The sequence below is a fragment of the Imperialibacter sp. EC-SDR9 genome (genome assembly GCF_902498805.1).
Lineage (GTDB): Bacteria > Bacteroidota > Bacteroidia > Cytophagales > Cyclobacteriaceae > Imperialibacter.
On record NZ_LR701575.1, the window covers coordinates 48871 to 65265 of the forward strand.

Below are 16395 nucleotides of genomic sequence, written 5' to 3' on the forward strand. Positions count from 1 at the left end.
TTTAAATTTTAAGCTACTTGTCGAAAAAATTATCGAAAATGCTTGACAAATAGTGGTGTAAACGATTTATAATTACATCAAAATTCAAAAGCCCGTACTGTTTATTTCAAATGGACAAAAAGAGAGTAATCAAAAGTTATGAGAAGCTGGATCAGGCAATGAAGGACCTGCTTCAAGAAGCCTACCCTTCTGGGTTTACCGGCAATGTGATCAGGCTCACAAACGCACAAAATGAAACTTATTTTGCTGTACCTCTAGAAACTGAGGAAGCCAACTACCTAATTAAGGTGCCCCTGGAATCGATGAAAAGTAAGGCTGCTGCCAATGACGACGACGACGATGATGGGTTCGATGCAGGAGGAGATGATGACGTGGATGAAGTTGCAGGGGCCGACGATGCGGACGATGCAGAAGACTCTTCCAGCGACCCTTCTTACAATCAGGGATTCGACGACGACATCGATTAAAAAATAATTATCTCCCACATTGCGATAAGTGAAATAACTTACCGATACATTTGCGTCCTAAATCAAAACCTAATATGAAAAAGACGCTTATGTTGCTGGCTATGACCAGTTTCATTGCAATTAGTTCTTGTCAATCAACCAAAACGGAAACCGCTGAAGTTGCAGCAGACTCTACAACCCTTGAAACCTCTACAGTAATGATAGAGGAAATTTCACCGGCCGATAGCACGCTGGCATCGGATTCAACCGAAATTGTTCAGACTGACTCTATCCAGTAATAAGAAAGGCCCTTTACGGGCCTTTTTACTTATATATTATCAGCCTTACTAGCTTGCTCTCCTTCCCCTAAACTGATAGTAGAATAAAACCATTTCAACAGCCTTTCTGATCGCTGTGTTGACAGGGTAAAACTTGCTCCCCAATTCCCAGTCTATCCCCATCAGCTGTGACTGATAGTCCGACATCATTGGCACGGCCATGGTTCCGGCGCTAATCGCTCCCACCGTTGTTTGGTATTGCACTGGCTGATCTGCTTTGATCAATTGGCAGGTGACCAGGGTCTTTTGCCCATTTTTATCCCGGGAAGCGGCATAGCCAAACAGTCGGCAAATGAGGCCTCTGTACTTATAGTTACCGCAAAAGCCTGACCCAGCACCAACTACCAATGGGTTAAACAAATGACAAATTGTCGATTCGCTTTCTTCATCCATTTTGGCGAGCATCTCCTCTGCTTTGTCGGTTTTGTAGAGGTGATAGGCCAACGGGAGAAATTCAAGAATTGTGGCTGAAAGGTCTGACTTGGTACAGCACTTTCCGCAGCCAGTAAGGCATTTTAATGATGATTGTGCCTGGAAGGTGCTAATCTCTTTTTGCAGGCCGTCGAAAACCCTTTCAACAGCGGCAACTTTCTTATATATTGACAAATAATAGCTATAGGGACGTAAAGCTACGCATTGAATCAATCGGTTGTGCGCAATGCGAAAAATAAAGTGTAAGCAAAAAATTAGATACCCAACGCTGTTCAATTACCTCTCAAACTTCAGGCCATGCCGCTCGATCAAATTCAAAACCTTGTTTCTTCCGGAGCTAATGAACAGTTAGCTGTTGCGCTAAAGGAAAGCCCGGAAAAAGCCCACCTCGTCACTTCCATGGGCGTATCGTTGATCACGTTTGCAGCCTACTACAGAAACCTGGAAGCCGTAAGAACAATAAGGTCGTATCTCGGCAATGTCACAATTCATGAAGCCTGCTGCATTGGAGAATTAGAGACCGTAAAAGAACATCTTGATAAAACACCAGTAGCACTAAACTCCTTTTCCGCTGATGGATTTACGCCGCTTGGGCTTGCCTGTTTCTTTGGGCACGTAAACCTGGCCGCTTACTTGATAGAAACTGGCGCTGATGTGAACATTGCTGCCAACAACGACTTTCGGGTGGCGCCCATTCACTCGGCCTGCGCCATTTCGAGTGTGCCCATTGTAAATCTGCTGATAGCGGCGGGCGCAAACGTAAACCTGCCTCAGCAAAAAGGTATTTGCCCCATCCATTCAGCCTGCCACAACGGAAGTTTAGAGATTGTCAGAATACTTGTAGCTGCGGGAGCTGACCCTACAATCGCAGATGAGGGTGGGAAAACACCAACCGATTATGCGCTGGAGAAAAACTATGATGAATTGGTAGCCTACCTGAAAACGTTGCCTTAGTGCGTTTTATCAAACACCTTTATCTGCGCCCCATAGCTTGTTAGGATCAGGTCGAGAATATCTTGAGGCCACTGATGGCCATTGCCAATGTAGAATTTCTGGTTGACCTCCAATTCTATACCAGCATACGACGAGTCATCAAATTCCTTTCTCAAGAATGTAGTAAACCCGTCGGACTTGCCCAGATAGGGCTCATTAAACTTCACCGTAAAATTGCTATTGAGTGCCTTCATTTCGCTCTTCCAACCAGTGCAAAATCCTTTCTCAGGCTTCTTTTTTGGATCGAAAAGTAGCCCGACGTCAACCTTTCTTTCCTTCCCTTCAAATATTGGTGTAAAAGTATGCACCGAGACATGAACTACCTTGTGTCCTTTGCTTACCCATTTGTGTATTTTGGCATAAACGGTGTTGCGGTAAGGAGTATAGTATTTTGCTACGATATGCCTGCGAACTATTTTCTGCAGAGGCTTTGTATACTCAGAAAACAGCGATTTGTGATTGGGCGACCTGTTGAGTTCCACGAGCAATCTGGAGGTGGTTGAAAAATAACTACTGTCAGCTTTTATCGTTTTCAACCGCTCAAACAACGCCAAAGCGCCTATGTCGAGGCCCCTGTGGGTTTTTAATACCTCCGGCTCTTTGTTGAACAGGTATTCATACTCTTCAGGGACTTCATTGCCCCCATGCTCACAAGTCAATATGAATTTTACCTTACTCATCCTTTGGCCGACGGCAAAAACATTGTGTTGTTTTCAAGGCAGCTTGCCAGCTTTTTGTAAAGACCTAGCAAGGCTTCATGGTCAAAGCCGCCTCCAAGGTGCTTGGCAATTCGCTCCGACAGGTTTCCTTCTCCCAGGATGGTTCTTACTATAGTATTCGATTGAGCCTTGTCTGCGATATCGATCAAATGCTCCCAACATTTCGCAGCAGTGACGGCTTTTTGTCCCATCCCGAAAAGCTTCAGGTATTCTCGGTTGGTAATGAAATAGTTACTACCGTCTTTCACAACACCCAGAAAAATAGCCGCCAAATCGTCTTCATGCCAACTCTTTTGTTCTTCGAAGCTACATAGCGTTTCGTTTACGAGTTCTTTTAGCAGGGCCACAATGATTTGCAACACGGCTATGTCTGCTGTCGGGCATTCCTGAATGTCTATAATTCGGATTTCAATGGCGCCACGGTCGAACCTGGCGATTGCCCCTCTTGAATTCAGAAAATGTTGATCCAAAATGCCATCAGTATCGTAGCTGTTGATATCTCCTCTGATTCGCTGAAAGATTTGCTTATCGTATTCTGCCTGAGTAAACAATTGCTCCGGCACCACTTTGCCAGCAATAGATGGTACTTTCTCCTGATTGTGCCGGTAGGTCTCTAGTCTCGCATCGGTGAAACCAGTCAGTCGTCCGTCCAATATGGGAGAAGACGCTGTCAATGCCGGAATAATGGGCAGCAAAATCCTTATGGCTGCATGTAGCCTGGCAAACTCATCATCACCCTGAAAAGGCAGGTTGATATGGGTACTTTGCAAGTTACTCCATCCGTGGCCACGGCAGTCGAAGATGCGATTGTACAGCTCATAGATATCGTTGTTCTCGTGCGGCCAGATAACCGTTTCTTTGAACGGATCCATCCAGGGATGAGCTCCTCCCGGAAGCAGCATGGCATCGAAAGGTGCCAAAAGCCTGTTGATTTCCTGAATGTTTTCGTGAAATGGCTTGTCGAGGCCGTTGAGTGTGGCTGCCGGCCCGTTAGTCTTTATCTCTATTACGTGAGACACCAATTCGTTGGACCAGGCAATGGGCCCCCGATATACGTCTGCAACAAACTCCCCGGTCACTTCCTTGAAAAGCTTGTCAGCTATTGGCCGGACATCCAACTCCTTTCTGGAAACGATCATATACTCCATTTCCACACCAAACCCTTCGAACAAGTGCAAGTTTTGCTTCTGCTCTGCCATAGACTTAGAGGGTTTTCTTTTGCTCTATTCTGCGTAACAGGGAGCCAAGCACCTTCCTGTAAAGCTCATCCTTCAGGCAATAGTCTTCTATGCCATGATCGAGGCTGGGGTTGTCATTTACTTCGATAATGTAGACGCTGTTGCCTTTCTGCTTGATATCTACTCCATACAACCCACTACCAATCAGGTTAGCGGCCTTCAGCGAGGTTTCCAACACGATTTCCGGCACCTTTTCTACAGGCATTGTCTCAGCATTGCCAAACTGGTCATCAGTCTTCGATTTCGTCCAATTATAAATCTGCCAATGATCTTTGGCCATGTAGTACTTGCAAGCATAAAGCGGCTTGTTATCCAAAATGCCGATACGCCAGTCATAGTCGGTGGGCAGAAACTCTTGTGCGATAACCAGGTCCGAATCACTGAGCATTTTGTCCAGAATCTGGTCCAGGCTTTTTCGGTCAACTGCCTTCATGACTCCCACGGAAAAGGCGCTGTCTGGCTGCTTGAGTACAATAGGAAAGCCCAGCATAGCCTCGAGATCATTCCGGTTGTCTTTGTGAACGATGACCGTCTTAGGTGTAGAAATTTTAGCCTTGCCCAATGTTTCTGCTAAAAACACCTTGTTGGTGCATCGCATAATCGAAATGGGGTCGTCTATCACCGGAATTCCATCTGCAAATGCTCGCCTGGCAAAGCGATAAGTGTGGTGATTGACGGCGGTAGTCTCCCTGATAAACAACGCATCGTATTCAGACACTCTGCTATAATCCTCTTTGGTAATTAGGTCAGCATAAAAACCCAACTCCTCCCCTATGTCGATAAATTTTTGGATAGCCTTTTTGTCAGAAGGTGGTGCCTTTTCATTGGGGTTGACCAAAATAGCGAGGTCGTAAATCGTTTTGGAAATGCGCTTGCCGTCGTAGCGCTTTTTCTTAAAGTACTCGTTGGCAGACTCCTCAAGAAATGGCTTATGACTTTCTGGTATTTCTTTTACCGAAATGGGGCTTATGCCCTGTAGCACCCATTTTTTCTGAAATTGGAATTGCGCCCTGAGAATCGGTGCCTGGAACAGGTTGTACAGTGCCTTACTCAGTGTGTCGTATTGAGGGCTGAGGTTTTTTCCAAAGTAAATACTTAGGGCAAACTGATTGGATTTGATCTTAGAAAGGCTCTTTTGGATCAGTTCATCAATTTCGTCGGTAATCACCCTCACGATGGTGCTTGATTTCAAATCCTGAATCGTTGTCACACTGGGGATTACTTTCTGCCCTCTGGCTTCAGCCAGCAACGACACGTAGTATCCCGCCGACTGGTACCAGTAGTTCCTGGCCAGATTAAAAATTCTAACGTTCTTTATGTCAGCGTATTGAGGGTTGGTAAGGTAAGATCTAACTGCCACCACCTCCACTCCTTCAATGTTGAGCTGCCAGTCTTTAGGGTTGTTGATAACAACAATTTTTCTCATTCTTTATCTGTCGGTTCTAAAATCAACAAGTTAGCATCATAGGTCACAATACCCAACAAAATGGAGTTGATAAGCCTGTGCACGTCGACTTTATATTCGTTCTCTCCCGAAAGTGGGTTTTCCTGATATGGATCGGACACTGAAACAATTCCGTGTTCGTCTATGGCCGTAAGAACTACGAAGTGCCCCATTGGATATCCTTTCAGGTCGTCATAAACCGAGCGACCGTCATTGTCAGCATACTCCCTTTTGCAGTCGTACAGGTACGTTGCACTTAGGCCGGTGAGGATGGGGCGTCGCCGGTCGAGGTACTTTCTAATAAGGTCCACCGTCAAATCCTCAAAAGCGATTTCTCCGCCTCTGGTCAGAAACTCAATATAAGAGTGGGTGGCATTTTCAAATTTCTTACCTCTTTTATACTTGAGCTGGGCTTTTAGTTTCTCAATCAGTTCATCGTGCGTCAGCGTGGACCAGACAGGGTCAAAAACATTGAGGTTATAAGAATGCATTTTCGCCTTGTATCCCCTTTTCAGCGCATGAATACCTAATAGGTTCCCCAAGGTACCACCCTCTTCCAAAAATGTAACCTCGTCAATTACCTGCTGCAGATTAATAAAGTCATGGTAATAGTTGTAAACCGCATGCAGACTGGTTGGGCCGCAGGTTTCGTCATCGGGCTGATTTAGTATTTTGAAGTAGGAGATTTTTGAGTGCATACGTTCCTGGGTTCACACATCAAAGATTACTTAAACAAGTCAGATTTTAATGTGAACAAACGCTAATTATTTTATTGAAAGGGTAACTTTGCCCCCAACACAAAGAACTTATGAAATTAGCACTGATAGCACACGACGGTAAAAAACCAGAGATGGTCGCTTTTCTGCTTGGTAACAAGGAGTTACTTGGAGGTATTGAGCTGATTGCCACGGGTACCACAGGCGGGCATATCGAAAATGCTGGCCTGCAAGTTCACAAAATGTTATCGGGCCCGCTTGGAGGGGATGCACAAATTGCAGCCATGGCAGCGGAAAAAAACCTGGACATGGTCATCTTTTTCAGAGACCCGCTCGACAAGCATCCCCACGAACCCGATGTTCAAATGTTGATGAGGATTTGTGACGTTCACAACATCCCCCTCGCTACCAACCCAGCGGCCGCTAACCTTTTTCTGAAGGCGATAAGGAAGACCTAAGTGTCTATTTGTAACTAAAAAAGATTAAGTACCCCTTTGCGCCGGAAGCGAGTGAAATCGTAGTCCGGCATTTTTTTGTCTTTGAAATACTTGTCCTGCATTTTTGAGAACATCGCATGGATACTTTCCGCCAGCGGCCCTTCTCCCCTCATCCTGCGACCAAACTCGCTGTCATTCACATGACCATCATGAAGCTCCGAAATTTGGTTCCATACCTTGGTGGCCCTGTCAGGAAAATGTGTTTCCAGCCACTCTTTAAATAAGGTTCCCAACTGGCCATTGAGCCTGACAAGAGTGAAAGTAGATGTAATAGCGCCATACTCTGATGAGATCTTCAATATCCTTGGAATTTCCGTATTGTTGAGACCTGGGATAATTGGGCCCATCATCACCCCGCAGGGAATTCCCTTCTGAGTCAATTTCTCCATCACCTTCAGTTTCTTCAGCGGATGCGAAGTTCTCGGCTCCAACACCCTTCTTAATTCCTCATCTAGCGATGTAATCGTGAAAATTACATGAACGAGATTCTCCGAAGCAAGGTCCGACAGCACGTCCAAATCCCTTTCGATCAATGCATTCTTGGTGATAATGCCCAACGGATTGCCATATTTTTGAAAGATCTTCAGCAATTCTCTCGTAATACCGTACTTTTTCTCCGCCGGTTGATAGCAATCGGTGTTGCCTGAAAGCATTACTACCTGGGGCTTCCATGAAGGGCTCAGGAAAGACTTCTCCAGCAGCCTGGGAGCGTCGGGCTTCACTACAATTTTCCGCTCGAAGTCCAGCCCCATATTATACCCCCAGTATTCGTGTGAATTGCGGGCATAGCAGTAAATGCAACCATGCTCGCACCCCTGGTAAGGATTAATGGAATAAGTGAAAGGGATATCGGGGCTTTCGTTCTTACTCATCACCTTCTTAGGGTGCTCGATTATATATTCGGTAGGCACTCTTTCCTGAAGCAATTGCTCATCAATCCCCTCTTCGTGGTAATTACCTCTCTCCTGACTGGCAAACCTGTTGTTAGGCTGCAAACCTGTTCCTCTCCCTTTCATTTACTAATTTTATTAGCCCAATATAATTAGTATTTTAAGTTATAGCGCCATCTACTGCTAAATATTTTACATATGAAGAAAAAGTTACTTTGGGTTAGAATGGTTAAGCTGAGTCCTTTATTTTTGAGCCCTGAAATCAAAAAGCAGTATGATCGACTTTATAGAAGAGCTTAAGTGGAGAGGCATGTTGAACGACATGATGCCCGGAACAGAAGACCAGCTGAAAAAGGAAATGACCTCGGCTTATATTGGCTTTGATCCAACTGCAGCATCACTCCACATAGGCAATCTGGCTACTATTATGCTGCTTGTCCACCTCCAACGGGCCGGGCACAAACCTTATGCCCTCGTAGGCGGTGCCACTGGTATGATCGGGGACCCGTCGGGTAAGTCGGAAGAGCGAAATCTGCTGGATGAAGACACACTGAGAAAAAACCAGGAAGGCATTAAGGTGCAACTGGAGAAGTTTCTTGCCTTTGACAGCGGTAAAAACGCCGCCGTGATGGTGAATAACTATGACTGGTTCAAAAAATTCGGTTTTCTGGAGTTTTTGAGAGACGCCGGCAAACACATCACGGTGAATTACATGATGGCCAAAGATTCGGTAAGGAACCGTTTGGAAACAGGTCTTTCCTTTACAGAGTTTTCCTACCAGCTGCTGCAAGGCTACGATTTTTATCATTTGTACACCGAGCACCAGGTAAAGCTGCAAATGGGTGGCAGCGATCAGTGGGGTAATATCACCACCGGCACAGAGTTTATCCGCAGAAAGGCCAGCGGCGAAGCCTATGCGCTCACGACTCCCCTGGTGACCAAGGCCGACGGTACCAAGTTCGGCAAGAGTGAGGGTGGCAACGTTTGGCTCGATCCGGAAATGACCAGCCCGTACAAATTTTACCAGTTCTGGCTCAATTGCTCTGATGACGACAGCCACCGGCTGATCAGGGTGTTTACGCTGCTTGGCAAGGAAGAGATAGAAAAGCTGGAAAAAGAGCATGCTGAAGCGCCTCATTTGAGAATTATGCAGCAAGCCATTGCCAAAGATGTAACGACAAGGGTACACTCAGAAGCCGATTACAATATGGCAGTGAAGGCTTCAAGCATTCTTTTTGGCAAAGATGTAACGGCCGAGTTGGAGGAAATAGATGAGAAAACCTTGCTGCAAGTGTTTGAAGGTGTGCCGATGGTAGAGATCACCCGGACAACCCTCGACAGTGCCGCTACCATAACGGATTTGCTTTCGACGGAAACGAATAGCGAAATCTTTACATCGAAAGGCGAGGCACGCAAAATGATCCAGCAGGGTGGTGTGAGCATCAACAAACTAAAGGCAACCGACGCCAACGAAAAGCCAGCTTACAAGCTGCTACAGGGTAAATATTTGCTTTGCCAGAAGGGAAAGAAGAATTACTATTTGATCAAAGTTGGCTCATAAGGAACGGTAAGTGCCAAATTTTCTGCATAGCGTTTATTTCCCCCTTTTTGAATAGAAAAACCGTGGTGAGAGCCACGGTTTTTCTATTTTTAGCCTAATTGCTATTTACTATTTTTCTTCTTCTTCTTTGCTGGCAACTGCTTTGTCCTCGCCTCCCATTTTTTGCACTGCCTCTCCATCTTTCAGCCTTTTAGAAACAGCAAGGAAGGGACCGGAAATAATTTCGTCTCCCTCTTTCACACCACTCAGCACTTCAATATTCTCAAAGTCGCTAATGCCGGTTTTAACCTCCACCATTTTGGCTACGCCATTGTCGTTGAGGAATACCACCTGTAGCACTTCGTCTTTTTCACCCGGCGCAGGAGTGCTCGCTTCAGCGCTCTCTCCCTCTTTGCCTTCGCCAGCTTTCTCATCTTTGCTACTTCTGGTGGTAACTGCTGCCAGCGGAACAGACAACACATTGTCTTTTCTTTCTGTGATAATATCAACACTGGCTGTCATACCCGGTCTCAGCGGATTCTTAATGCCCTTCTCATTTACTAAGTCGTTGTAAGAGCTGTTAAGTACTCTGATGCGCACTTCAAATTCAGTCACAGCATCGGCAGATGCTTTATCGTTAGCTGTATTCGCAATCTGCGTTACAATGCCTTTAAACTCCTTTTCAAGGTAGGTGTAGCTGTCTACCTGAATAAGGGCTGTGTCGCCTACAGCGATTCTGATGATATCATTTTCATTCACATTCACCCTTACTTCCATTTTGTTCAGGTCGGCGATGCGAAGCATCTCTGTACCGGCCATCTGCTGGGTGCCAACCACACGTTCGCCCTTTTCTACGCTAAGCTTAGATACCGTTCCGTTCATAGGCGACAGCACTGTTGTCAGGCGAAGGTTCTCTTTTGCTTCATTTACTGAGGCCTGAGAGCTTTTTACGATGTATTCGGCGGCATTTACATTCTCTTCTGCGGAAGAAAGATCCGTTTGCGCCACCTTGTAGTTAGAGTCGGCCAACTCCCAATCTGCATCGGAAATTACCTTCTCCTCGTACAATTTCTTCTGGCGGTTGTACTCAAGCTTGGCTCTGTCAAAGTTAGCCCTGGCCCTTTCCAGTCTGGCTCTTGCGTCTGCCTCATTGGCCTTTTGCTGGTTAAGGTTGGCCAATGTTCTGTCTACAGCTGACTGCCAGTTGTCGGGACGTATCTTTATCAGGCGGTCTCCGATCATCACTGAGTCACCTTCCTCAACGTTCAGTTCAATGATCTCACCGGCAACGTCTGGTGTCATCTTCACCTCTACCTCAGGCTGAATCGCCCCAGAAGCACTGACTTTTTCGACGATTGTTTTCCTGGCGGCATTACTAAATTCCACCTCCATCGACTGTTTTTTACCAATCCAGCCCTGCGATTTGCCAACCAGCACTACCACGATCAGTACAGCAACAACCCCGAGAAGAATGTATATTAACTTATTTGATTTCTTTTTCTTAGCCATGATTTAGAAGGTTAATTCTTTTCCCTGATAGAATTCTAAAATTTTTAAACGAAACAAATAGGTGTATTTAGCTCTCACCAAACCAGAGCGTGCCCTGAACAGGTTGTTGCTGGCCACCTGGTACTCAACAAAGTTGACAGCACCTAATGAGTAGCGATTTTCAGTGTTTTTGAAGGACTGTTCCAATGCGCTTACCTGCCTTTCTGAGGCGTTGTATGACTTCAAAGCCGCATTTGCATTGTTATAAGCTGTTTCAATATTTTGCCTCAGTGTGTTTCTGGTTTCAAGGGCTGATATCTCTGCAGTTTTCTGAGTGATAATAGCTCGCTGCACATTGGAACGAGTTGTAAACCTATTGAAAATAGGAACTGATAGATTCAGGTTGATCTGCTTGCTCAGGTATTCGGAGAATTGGTCGAAAACCGGAAAGTCCGGCTCGGTGCTGACAACATTGGGCACTTGCTGACGAGTGTATACAAGCTGTGACCTGTCATTTTCAAGAAAGCCTATCGGAAACTCAGCGAAAGTTGTCCCATCATATATTTCCCGCTCTCTATCGGCAATTTCAGAATAATTGGTGTTGAAACTTGCCCCCAAACTTAAAGTAGGCATGATGCCGCCTTGTGCAACTCTCAAACCCACCTCCGCAGACTGAACATTCAGGTCCGCACTTTTTATCTCAGGCATAGCTTCTAACGCCGTTCTATAAATGCCTTCCACATCATCGTCAAGATTCAATTCATTGGGGACGTCCACCTCAGGAACAATCAGCTCAACTTCCGTCGTGCTGGGCAGCAACAAGGCCTGCTTCAGGCTAAGCTGCGACAAAGCAAGGTCGTTTTCAGCATTGATAAGATCCAACTCATTGCTCGCCAGCTGCGATTCCAGATCAAGCTGGTTCGTGATTGGTAGCGACCCGGCATCAACCAACTTAACCGTTCTTTCCAATTGATTCCGTGTAGACTCCGCCTGAAGCCTGGCAGTCTCCACCAGCTCCTGGTTAAGAATGACGTTCAGGTAGGAAGTGACCACGGTAACGATTACGTCATTTTTTGACTTTTCAAGGTCAAATTCGTTGGCGTTTTTGGTCAGCTCATTGCGTCTCACGGTGTTGTGCAACTGCATGCCATTAAATAGCGTCATGTTACTACTACCCTGTACACCAGCAAAATAGAGCGGCAGCGTGATGAACTGATTAGTTGTTGGATCGACTGATCTACCCCAGTTTCTGCCGGCGCCCACTCCCACATTGGCATTGGGAAGCCTGTTCATTTTCGACTGCGTCAGATTCACCTCCGCTCCTCTCAACGTCAATTCGCTCCTCTTAATATTGAGGTTTCGCTCCAGGGCTATGTCCACCGTCTGTCGCAAATCCAACACCATCTTTCCTCCATCGATGGCAGGGGTATTTGATTGACCATAAAGGAAATGAGAGGTAATAATTAGTCCTAAAAAAAGTAATCTTCTCATTGTTAACCTTTTTATTTATTTATCAATATCTGGTATGTATATGACTTCTTTCACCCAGTCAAGGTTTCTCAGGTATTCAAGAGAAATAGCTTTCAGACCTGAGTCCATCTCAATAATCAGGCAAGCCAGGTCGTTTTTTCCTTTTCGGGAAACCGTCATCGTCGCAATGTTGCAATCGTCGTGAGAAAGAATATTCGCTATATAAGCGATGCTTCCCTTTGTATCCGACGCTGTGATAATGATCGTGTGAAGGTTAGCCGTAAACCCTGACGAAAATCCGTTCACCTCGGTAATTTTGATCAAACCACCTCCCCTGCTTTCGCCGATCACCTGAACTGCTTTTTCTCCTGCTTTCAGGTCGAGTTTTACTGTATTTGGGTGTCGTGTAAGTGCATTTCCAACAGATTTGAAGCTATATTTCAACCCTTCACTGGTGGCATGCTCAAACGCTTCTTTAATTCTCTTGTCGTCTGTTTTGTAATCCAGCAACCCCGCTACGATAGCCCTGTCGCTTCCATGTCCTTCATAAGTTCGGGCAAACGAATTAAAGAAAGTGATAGTCGCTTCCTCTGGCTGTTTGCCTAAAATTTTTCTGGCCGTACGGCCTATGCGTACCACGCCAGCTGTGTGCGAACTGGAGGGGCCTATCATCACAGGGCCTATCATGTCAAACACACTGCTTCTTTCTACCATTTGTTTATGTTCGATTCAGTAAAATTTTATATCTCGCCCAATTTTCTGATCGAAATCATACTGCAACTGGTGCCTTTATCCCTGGATATGGCTCGTAGTTCAACAGTTTAAAGTCTTCGTATTCGAAATCAAAAATCGATTTCACGTTTTTATTCAATTCCATTGTCGGCAATGGCAACGGCTCCCGGGAAAGCTGAAGCTCAGCCTGCTCCAGATGATTGGAATACAAGTGCGCATCTCCAAGTGTGTGCACAAAATCGCCATACCCAAGCCCGCACACCTGCGCTACCATCATGGTAAGCAGCGCATACGACGCAATATTGAACGGCACACCCAAAAACACATCGGCACTGCGCTGGTAGAGCTGGCAGCTTAACTTGCCGTCGGCCACATAAAACTGAAAAATAGTATGGCAAGGCGGCAAACCAGATTTAGCCATCACCGGAATCTCTTTCGGGTTCCAGGCCGACACCATCAGTCTTCTGGAGTCGGGCTTGCTCTTGATGTCGTTAATCACATCCGTGATCTGATCCACACCTTCAAAGTCCCTCCACTGCTTGCCATATACCGGCCCCAGCTCCCCATATTTCCTAGCGAATGCAGCGTCCGTTTTTATCGTTTCAACAAACTCCTTTAGCTTTTCTTTCCACTCCTCGCTGTATTTTGGATAAGCTTCCTCTTGCCCCGTTTGCTTCAGATAACTTTGGAATGGCCATTCGTTCCAGATTCCCACGCCATTCTTCACCAGGTATTCAATATTTGTATCGCCCTGCAAAAACCACAACAACTCATATATGATAGACCTCAGATGCACCTTTTTGGTTGTTACCAGAGGAAACCCCTCCGACAGGTCGAACCGCATCTGATGGCCGAAAATACTGATCGTGCCAGTGCCGGTTCTGTCTGTCTTTTTGGTTCCCTTTTCAAGGATTAACCGCATAAGATCATGGTATTGCTTCATATTTTTTGCTTGTCTCTTTGATCCTTCAAAGCTACTAAGCCACAGGTAATTGAGCTAACGTTTTTTATCTATTTAGGACTTACAGAGGGTGCTCCATAGTGAAGTACCTGAAAGGTTGTATCCTGACCTATATTAACGATATAAAGAAAGTCGTACTGCCAGTCTTCCAGGTTTTCAAATCTGTCACTTCCAACCAACTGATTTACCATAGCTGGAACGGTGTTTGAGTGCCCCGAAACCAGCAGGCTGCCTCCTCTGTTTTTGTTCACCTCCACAGCCAGAAACTCTTTGTTCCCCGGATCATACTCGGTCACTGCCAGGTTGTTTTCCCTGGCAATGGCATCGACTGTTTCATTTGTTCTTTTGTAAGGTGTGCTGTAAACGCCTGTTAACTGAACATCGGACAGCGTCTGCATCAAAGCAATGGCTCTCCTTATACCCAGGCTATCTAAAGATGGATCTTTCGTGCCATCGTCAGCTTTTTCAGCATGCCTGACCAACACAATAGTGGTCGGTTCAATGGCTGCTACCTTCTCTACCGGAGCCTGGCAACCAGCAAACACAAAGCCGATTGCCAAAAAAAGAACTAAAAACCTTCTCGTTTCCTTCATTAAGATTCGGGCTAAACCGTTTCTTTGCATTAGTAGTTAAACATTTTGAATTATTACAACCAAATAAAAAAATATGCCACAAAGCAAGGAGATGCTGAAGGTAGGAGATAAAATACCGTCTTTTGAATTACCTGACCAAAGCGGCAAACTTATCGATATCGACAGCCTTGTTGGGAGCAAAAATCTCGTCATCTACTTTTACCCGAAAGACTACACTTCGGGCTGCACAGCCGAAGCATGCAGCTTTCGTGACCAATACGAAGTTTTCAGGGGGCACGATGCGGAGGTAATAGGCATCAGCACTGATGGCGCCAGTCGACACAACGCCTTTGCAAAGTCCTACCAGCTTGGCTTTATTTTACTCAGCGACAAAGGCAAGAAAGTAGAAAGGCTTTTCGGAGTGCCCAGGGCACTTTTCGGACTTATGACTGGTCGGGTTACTTTTGTTGTGGACAAGAAGGGAATTATTCGCCACGTCTTTCGGTCGCAAACGCAGGCGACTAAGCACGTGGATGAAGCCCTTCGAATAGTGAAATCGTTAAAATGAAAGAACAGGAAATAGAACTGCTTACATCGTTTCGAAAAGAATTGCATCGGCATCCGGAGCTGTCAGGAGAAGAGGTCGAAACTGCCTGCCGGGTCATCTCCTTTTTGAAGCCAACTAACCCGACCGCTGTTCATGCTGGCATAGGTGGAAATGGTCTGGTAGTCGTGTACGACAGCGGCCTCCCCGGCCCGTCTATTGGGTTTCGATGCGAATTGGATGCCTTGCCTATTGTTGAAAGAAATTCATTTGACCACAAGTCTCAAAATACTGGTGTCAGCCATAAATGCGGTCACGATGGGCACATGGCCATAGTAGCTGGTGTGGGGCTGCATTGTCAGACGAACCCAGTGCAGCGAGGAAAGCTAACTCTCATTTTCCAGCCAGCGGAAGAAACCGGATATGGAGCAGAATCGATGTTGAATGACCCAAAACTTGAAAACTTTTTGCCCCAACAACTCTTTGCCCTGCACAATGTGCCTGGCTTTGAAACGGGCGCAATTATCTGTAAAAAAGACGTTGCTTGTCCGGCATCGGAAGGGTTGATTTTTTCCCTGGAAGGCAAAACATCCCATGCTGGCCAGCCGGAAAAAGGAAACAACCCCGCTCCTGTGATAGCAGCCATCCAGCTGAAAGCACAGCAATTACACGATGAGCACTGGCAAAATCAAAACCGCACAAAGATCACAACGGTGATGATGAATTTAGGTGGCAGGGCCTTTGGAGTAAACCCTGGCAAAGGTTCAGTGGCTTTTACGCTGCGCTCCGATAGCAACGAAGAGTTGGATACTGTCAAATCCAAGCTGATCAGCTTTGCTAAGGAGAAGTGTAAAATCGCCGGGTTGGTTCTGTCGTTGGAAGAAAGCGATCCTTTCAAAGCAGTGGTCAACGATCCTGATTTATTTGAAGCAATTCAATGGGCCGCCGTGTCGCAAGGCATGGCGTTTGAAGTGGCAGAAACACCCTTCCCCTGGTCGGAGGACTTCGGCCGCTTTAGTGAGGTGACCTCTACTGGTTTCTTTGGACTTGGAGCAGGCCTGGCCTCTCCCGAGCTCCATCACGACACCTACGACTTTCCCGACGAGCTGATTCCAGTTGGAATAGGGATGTTTTTGGAGCTTGGCAAAGCGCTGTGGTAAGAAGCTGGTGCTAAAAAGCCTCGTCCATTATCCAATAGCGGTTTAACCAGTCGTTCTGGACAATGGATGAATTTTCATTAAGAACAATGCCCTACTAAAATATCTCGCCAAAAATTCCGTTATTTAACTCAGTATGTTTGATTAAAACAGTCTGACTACTTTTTCTTTGAAACTAATAGCGTTCCAGAGATAAAGCTATCACCACCTAATTTTAG

18 protein-coding genes are annotated in these 16395 nt (G+C 45.9%); 7 read left to right on the plus strand and 11 right to left on the minus strand.

All coding sequences use genetic code 11. The features are described from left to right. Nucleotides 1-110 precede the first annotated feature (110 nt). A complete protein-coding gene (locus GC130_RS03085; protein WP_151996799.1) occupies nucleotides 111-467 on the plus strand; it encodes a hypothetical protein in 357 nt (118 codons plus the stop codon). Between the two features lie 74 nt (nucleotides 468-541). Beyond that, nucleotides 542-745 carry a hypothetical protein gene (locus GC130_RS03090; protein ID WP_151996800.1) on the plus strand — a complete coding sequence of 68 codons (204 nt, stop codon included), beginning with the start codon at nucleotides 542-544 and terminating at the stop codon, nucleotides 743-745. Between the two features lie 48 nt (nucleotides 746-793). Here GC130_RS03090 and GC130_RS03095 read toward each other — a convergent pair whose 3' ends face one another. Beyond that, entirely contained in the window at nucleotides 794-1390 is a 597-nt protein-coding gene (locus GC130_RS03095) for a YkgJ family cysteine cluster protein (RefSeq protein WP_193217749.1), read from the minus strand. 123 nt (nucleotides 1391-1513) lie between these two features. Here GC130_RS03095 and GC130_RS03100 point away from each other — a divergent pair, with 123 nt between their 5' ends. Then, the gene (locus GC130_RS03100) at nucleotides 1514-2170 is read left to right on the plus strand and encodes an ankyrin repeat domain-containing protein (RefSeq protein WP_151996802.1); all 657 of its coding nucleotides are present in this window, start codon (nucleotides 1514-1516) and stop codon (nucleotides 2168-2170) included. Here GC130_RS03100 and GC130_RS03105 read toward each other — a convergent pair. From GC130_RS03105 to GC130_RS03120, 4 genes are read right to left on the minus strand one after another with little or no spacing between them, the layout of a single operon-like run. Further along, nucleotides 2167-2889 carry an N-formylglutamate amidohydrolase gene (locus GC130_RS03105; protein WP_151996803.1) on the minus strand — a complete coding sequence of 241 codons (723 nt, stop codon included), beginning with the start codon at nucleotides 2887-2889 and terminating at the stop codon, nucleotides 2167-2169. The genes GC130_RS03100 and GC130_RS03105 overlap by 4 nt on opposite strands. Then, on the minus strand, nucleotides 2886-4127 hold the full coding sequence (locus tag GC130_RS03110) for a glutamate-cysteine ligase family protein (RefSeq protein WP_151996804.1): 1242 nt from the start codon (nucleotides 4125-4127) through the stop codon (nucleotides 2886-2888). Before GC130_RS03110 ends, GC130_RS03105 begins: the two co-directional genes overlap by 4 nt. Nucleotides 4128-4131: 4 nt before the next feature. Next, nucleotides 4132-5592: a RimK family protein gene (locus GC130_RS03115; protein WP_151996805.1), complete on the minus strand. Its 1461-nt coding sequence runs from the start codon at nucleotides 5590-5592 to the stop codon at nucleotides 4132-4134. Next, nucleotides 5589-6308 (minus strand): C39 family peptidase, encoded by a 720-nt coding sequence (locus tag GC130_RS03120; RefSeq protein WP_151996806.1) that lies wholly within the window; start codon nucleotides 6306-6308, stop codon nucleotides 5589-5591. Before GC130_RS03120 ends, GC130_RS03115 begins: the two co-directional genes overlap by 4 nt. Nucleotides 6309-6418: 110 nt before the next feature. On the opposite strand from GC130_RS03120, the gene GC130_RS03125 reads away from it, so the two are divergent. After that, the gene (locus GC130_RS03125; RefSeq protein WP_151996807.1) at nucleotides 6419-6784 is read left to right on the plus strand and encodes a methylglyoxal synthase; all 366 of its coding nucleotides are present in this window, start codon (nucleotides 6419-6421) and stop codon (nucleotides 6782-6784) included. 14 nt (nucleotides 6785-6798) lie between these two features. Here GC130_RS03125 and GC130_RS03130 read toward each other — a convergent pair whose 3' ends face one another. Further along, complete coding sequence (locus GC130_RS03130) at nucleotides 6799-7839, minus strand: PA0069 family radical SAM protein (protein ID WP_151996808.1); 1041 nt, start codon at nucleotides 7837-7839, stop codon at nucleotides 6799-6801. Nucleotides 7840-7987: 148 nt separating this feature from the next. On the opposite strand from GC130_RS03130, the gene tyrS reads away from it, so the two are divergent. Next, complete coding sequence (gene tyrS, locus GC130_RS03135; RefSeq protein ID WP_193217750.1) at nucleotides 7988-9274, plus strand: tyrosine--tRNA ligase; 1287 nt, start codon at nucleotides 7988-7990, stop codon at nucleotides 9272-9274. 108 nt (nucleotides 9275-9382) lie between these two features. Here tyrS and GC130_RS03140 read toward each other — a convergent pair whose 3' ends face one another. From GC130_RS03140 to GC130_RS03160, 5 genes are all read right to left on the minus strand, one after another. Beyond that, entirely contained in the window at nucleotides 9383-10762 is a 1380-nt protein-coding gene (locus GC130_RS03140) for an efflux RND transporter periplasmic adaptor subunit (RefSeq protein ID WP_151996809.1), read from the minus strand. Nucleotides 10763-10765: 3 nt separating this feature from the next. Next, nucleotides 10766-12232: a TolC family protein gene (locus GC130_RS03145; protein ID WP_151996810.1), complete on the minus strand. Its 1467-nt coding sequence runs from the start codon at nucleotides 12230-12232 to the stop codon at nucleotides 10766-10768. 15 nt (nucleotides 12233-12247) lie between these two features. Then, nucleotides 12248-12925: an L-serine ammonia-lyase, iron-sulfur-dependent subunit beta gene (gene sdaAB / locus GC130_RS03150; RefSeq protein ID WP_151996811.1), complete on the minus strand. Its 678-nt coding sequence runs from the start codon at nucleotides 12923-12925 to the stop codon at nucleotides 12248-12250. A 55-nt stretch (nucleotides 12926-12980) separates the two neighbouring features. Then, the gene (thyA, locus tag GC130_RS03155; protein ID WP_151996812.1) at nucleotides 12981-13886 is read right to left on the minus strand and encodes a thymidylate synthase; all 906 of its coding nucleotides are present in this window, start codon (nucleotides 13884-13886) and stop codon (nucleotides 12981-12983) included. 68 nt (nucleotides 13887-13954) lie between these two features. Then, nucleotides 13955-14497, minus strand: coding sequence for a phosphoglycerate mutase family protein (locus tag GC130_RS03160; protein WP_193217751.1), 543 nt, complete (start codon nucleotides 14495-14497; stop codon nucleotides 13955-13957). Nucleotides 14498-14570: 73 nt separating this feature from the next. Between GC130_RS03160 and GC130_RS03165 the strand changes: the two genes are divergently transcribed. Both GC130_RS03165 and GC130_RS03170 read left to right on the plus strand, forming a co-directional pair. Next, the gene (locus GC130_RS03165) at nucleotides 14571-15044 is read left to right on the plus strand and encodes a peroxiredoxin (RefSeq protein ID WP_201568322.1); all 474 of its coding nucleotides are present in this window, start codon (nucleotides 14571-14573) and stop codon (nucleotides 15042-15044) included. After that, nucleotides 15041-16180 carry an amidohydrolase gene (locus GC130_RS03170; RefSeq protein WP_151996814.1) on the plus strand — a complete coding sequence of 380 codons (1140 nt, stop codon included), beginning with the start codon at nucleotides 15041-15043 and terminating at the stop codon, nucleotides 16178-16180. Before GC130_RS03165 ends, GC130_RS03170 begins: the two co-directional genes overlap by 4 nt. The last annotated feature ends 215 nt before the right edge of the window (nucleotides 16181-16395 follow it).

Excerpts from the sequence above, each read along its gene's own strand:
- GC130_RS03085 (WP_151996799.1), top strand. The coding sequence starts at position 111 with ATGGACAAAAAGAGAGTAATCAAAAGTTATGAGAAGCTGGATCAGGCA.
- GC130_RS03090 (WP_151996800.1), top strand. The coding sequence starts at position 542 with ATGAAAAAGACGCTTATGTTGCTGGCTATGACCAGTTTCATTGCAATT.
- GC130_RS03100 (WP_151996802.1), top strand. The coding sequence starts at position 1,514 with ATGCCGCTCGATCAAATTCAAAACCTTGTTTCTTCCGGAGCTAATGAA.
- GC130_RS03105 (WP_151996803.1), bottom strand. The coding sequence starts at position 2,889 with ATGAGTAAGGTAAAATTCATATTGACTTGTGAGCATGGGGGCAATGAA.
- GC130_RS03110 (WP_151996804.1), bottom strand. The coding sequence starts at position 4,127 with ATGGCAGAGCAGAAGCAAAACTTGCACTTGTTCGAAGGGTTTGGTGTG.
- GC130_RS03115 (WP_151996805.1), bottom strand. The coding sequence starts at position 5,592 with ATGAGAAAAATTGTTGTTATCAACAACCCTAAAGACTGGCAGCTCAAC.
- GC130_RS03120 (WP_151996806.1), bottom strand. The coding sequence starts at position 6,308 with ATGCACTCAAAAATCTCCTACTTCAAAATACTAAATCAGCCCGATGAC.
- GC130_RS03125 (WP_151996807.1), top strand. The coding sequence starts at position 6,419 with ATGAAATTAGCACTGATAGCACACGACGGTAAAAAACCAGAGATGGTC.
- GC130_RS03130 (WP_151996808.1), bottom strand. The coding sequence starts at position 7,839 with ATGAAAGGGAGAGGAACAGGTTTGCAGCCTAACAACAGGTTTGCCAGT.
- tyrS (WP_193217750.1), top strand. The coding sequence starts at position 7,988 with ATGATCGACTTTATAGAAGAGCTTAAGTGGAGAGGCATGTTGAACGAC.
- GC130_RS03140 (WP_151996809.1), bottom strand. The coding sequence starts at position 10,762 with ATGGCTAAGAAAAAGAAATCAAATAAGTTAATATACATTCTTCTCGGG.
- GC130_RS03145 (WP_151996810.1), bottom strand. The coding sequence starts at position 12,232 with ATGAGAAGATTACTTTTTTTAGGACTAATTATTACCTCTCATTTCCTT.
- sdaAB (WP_151996811.1), bottom strand. The coding sequence starts at position 12,925 with ATGGTAGAAAGAAGCAGTGTGTTTGACATGATAGGCCCTGTGATGATA.
- thyA (WP_151996812.1), bottom strand. The coding sequence starts at position 13,886 with ATGAAGCAATACCATGATCTTATGCGGTTAATCCTTGAAAAGGGAACC.
- GC130_RS03160 (WP_193217751.1), bottom strand. The coding sequence starts at position 14,497 with ATGAAGGAAACGAGAAGGTTTTTAGTTCTTTTTTTGGCAATCGGCTTT.
- GC130_RS03165 (WP_201568322.1), top strand. The coding sequence starts at position 14,571 with ATGCCACAAAGCAAGGAGATGCTGAAGGTAGGAGATAAAATACCGTCT.
- GC130_RS03170 (WP_151996814.1), top strand. The coding sequence starts at position 15,041 with ATGAAAGAACAGGAAATAGAACTGCTTACATCGTTTCGAAAAGAATTG.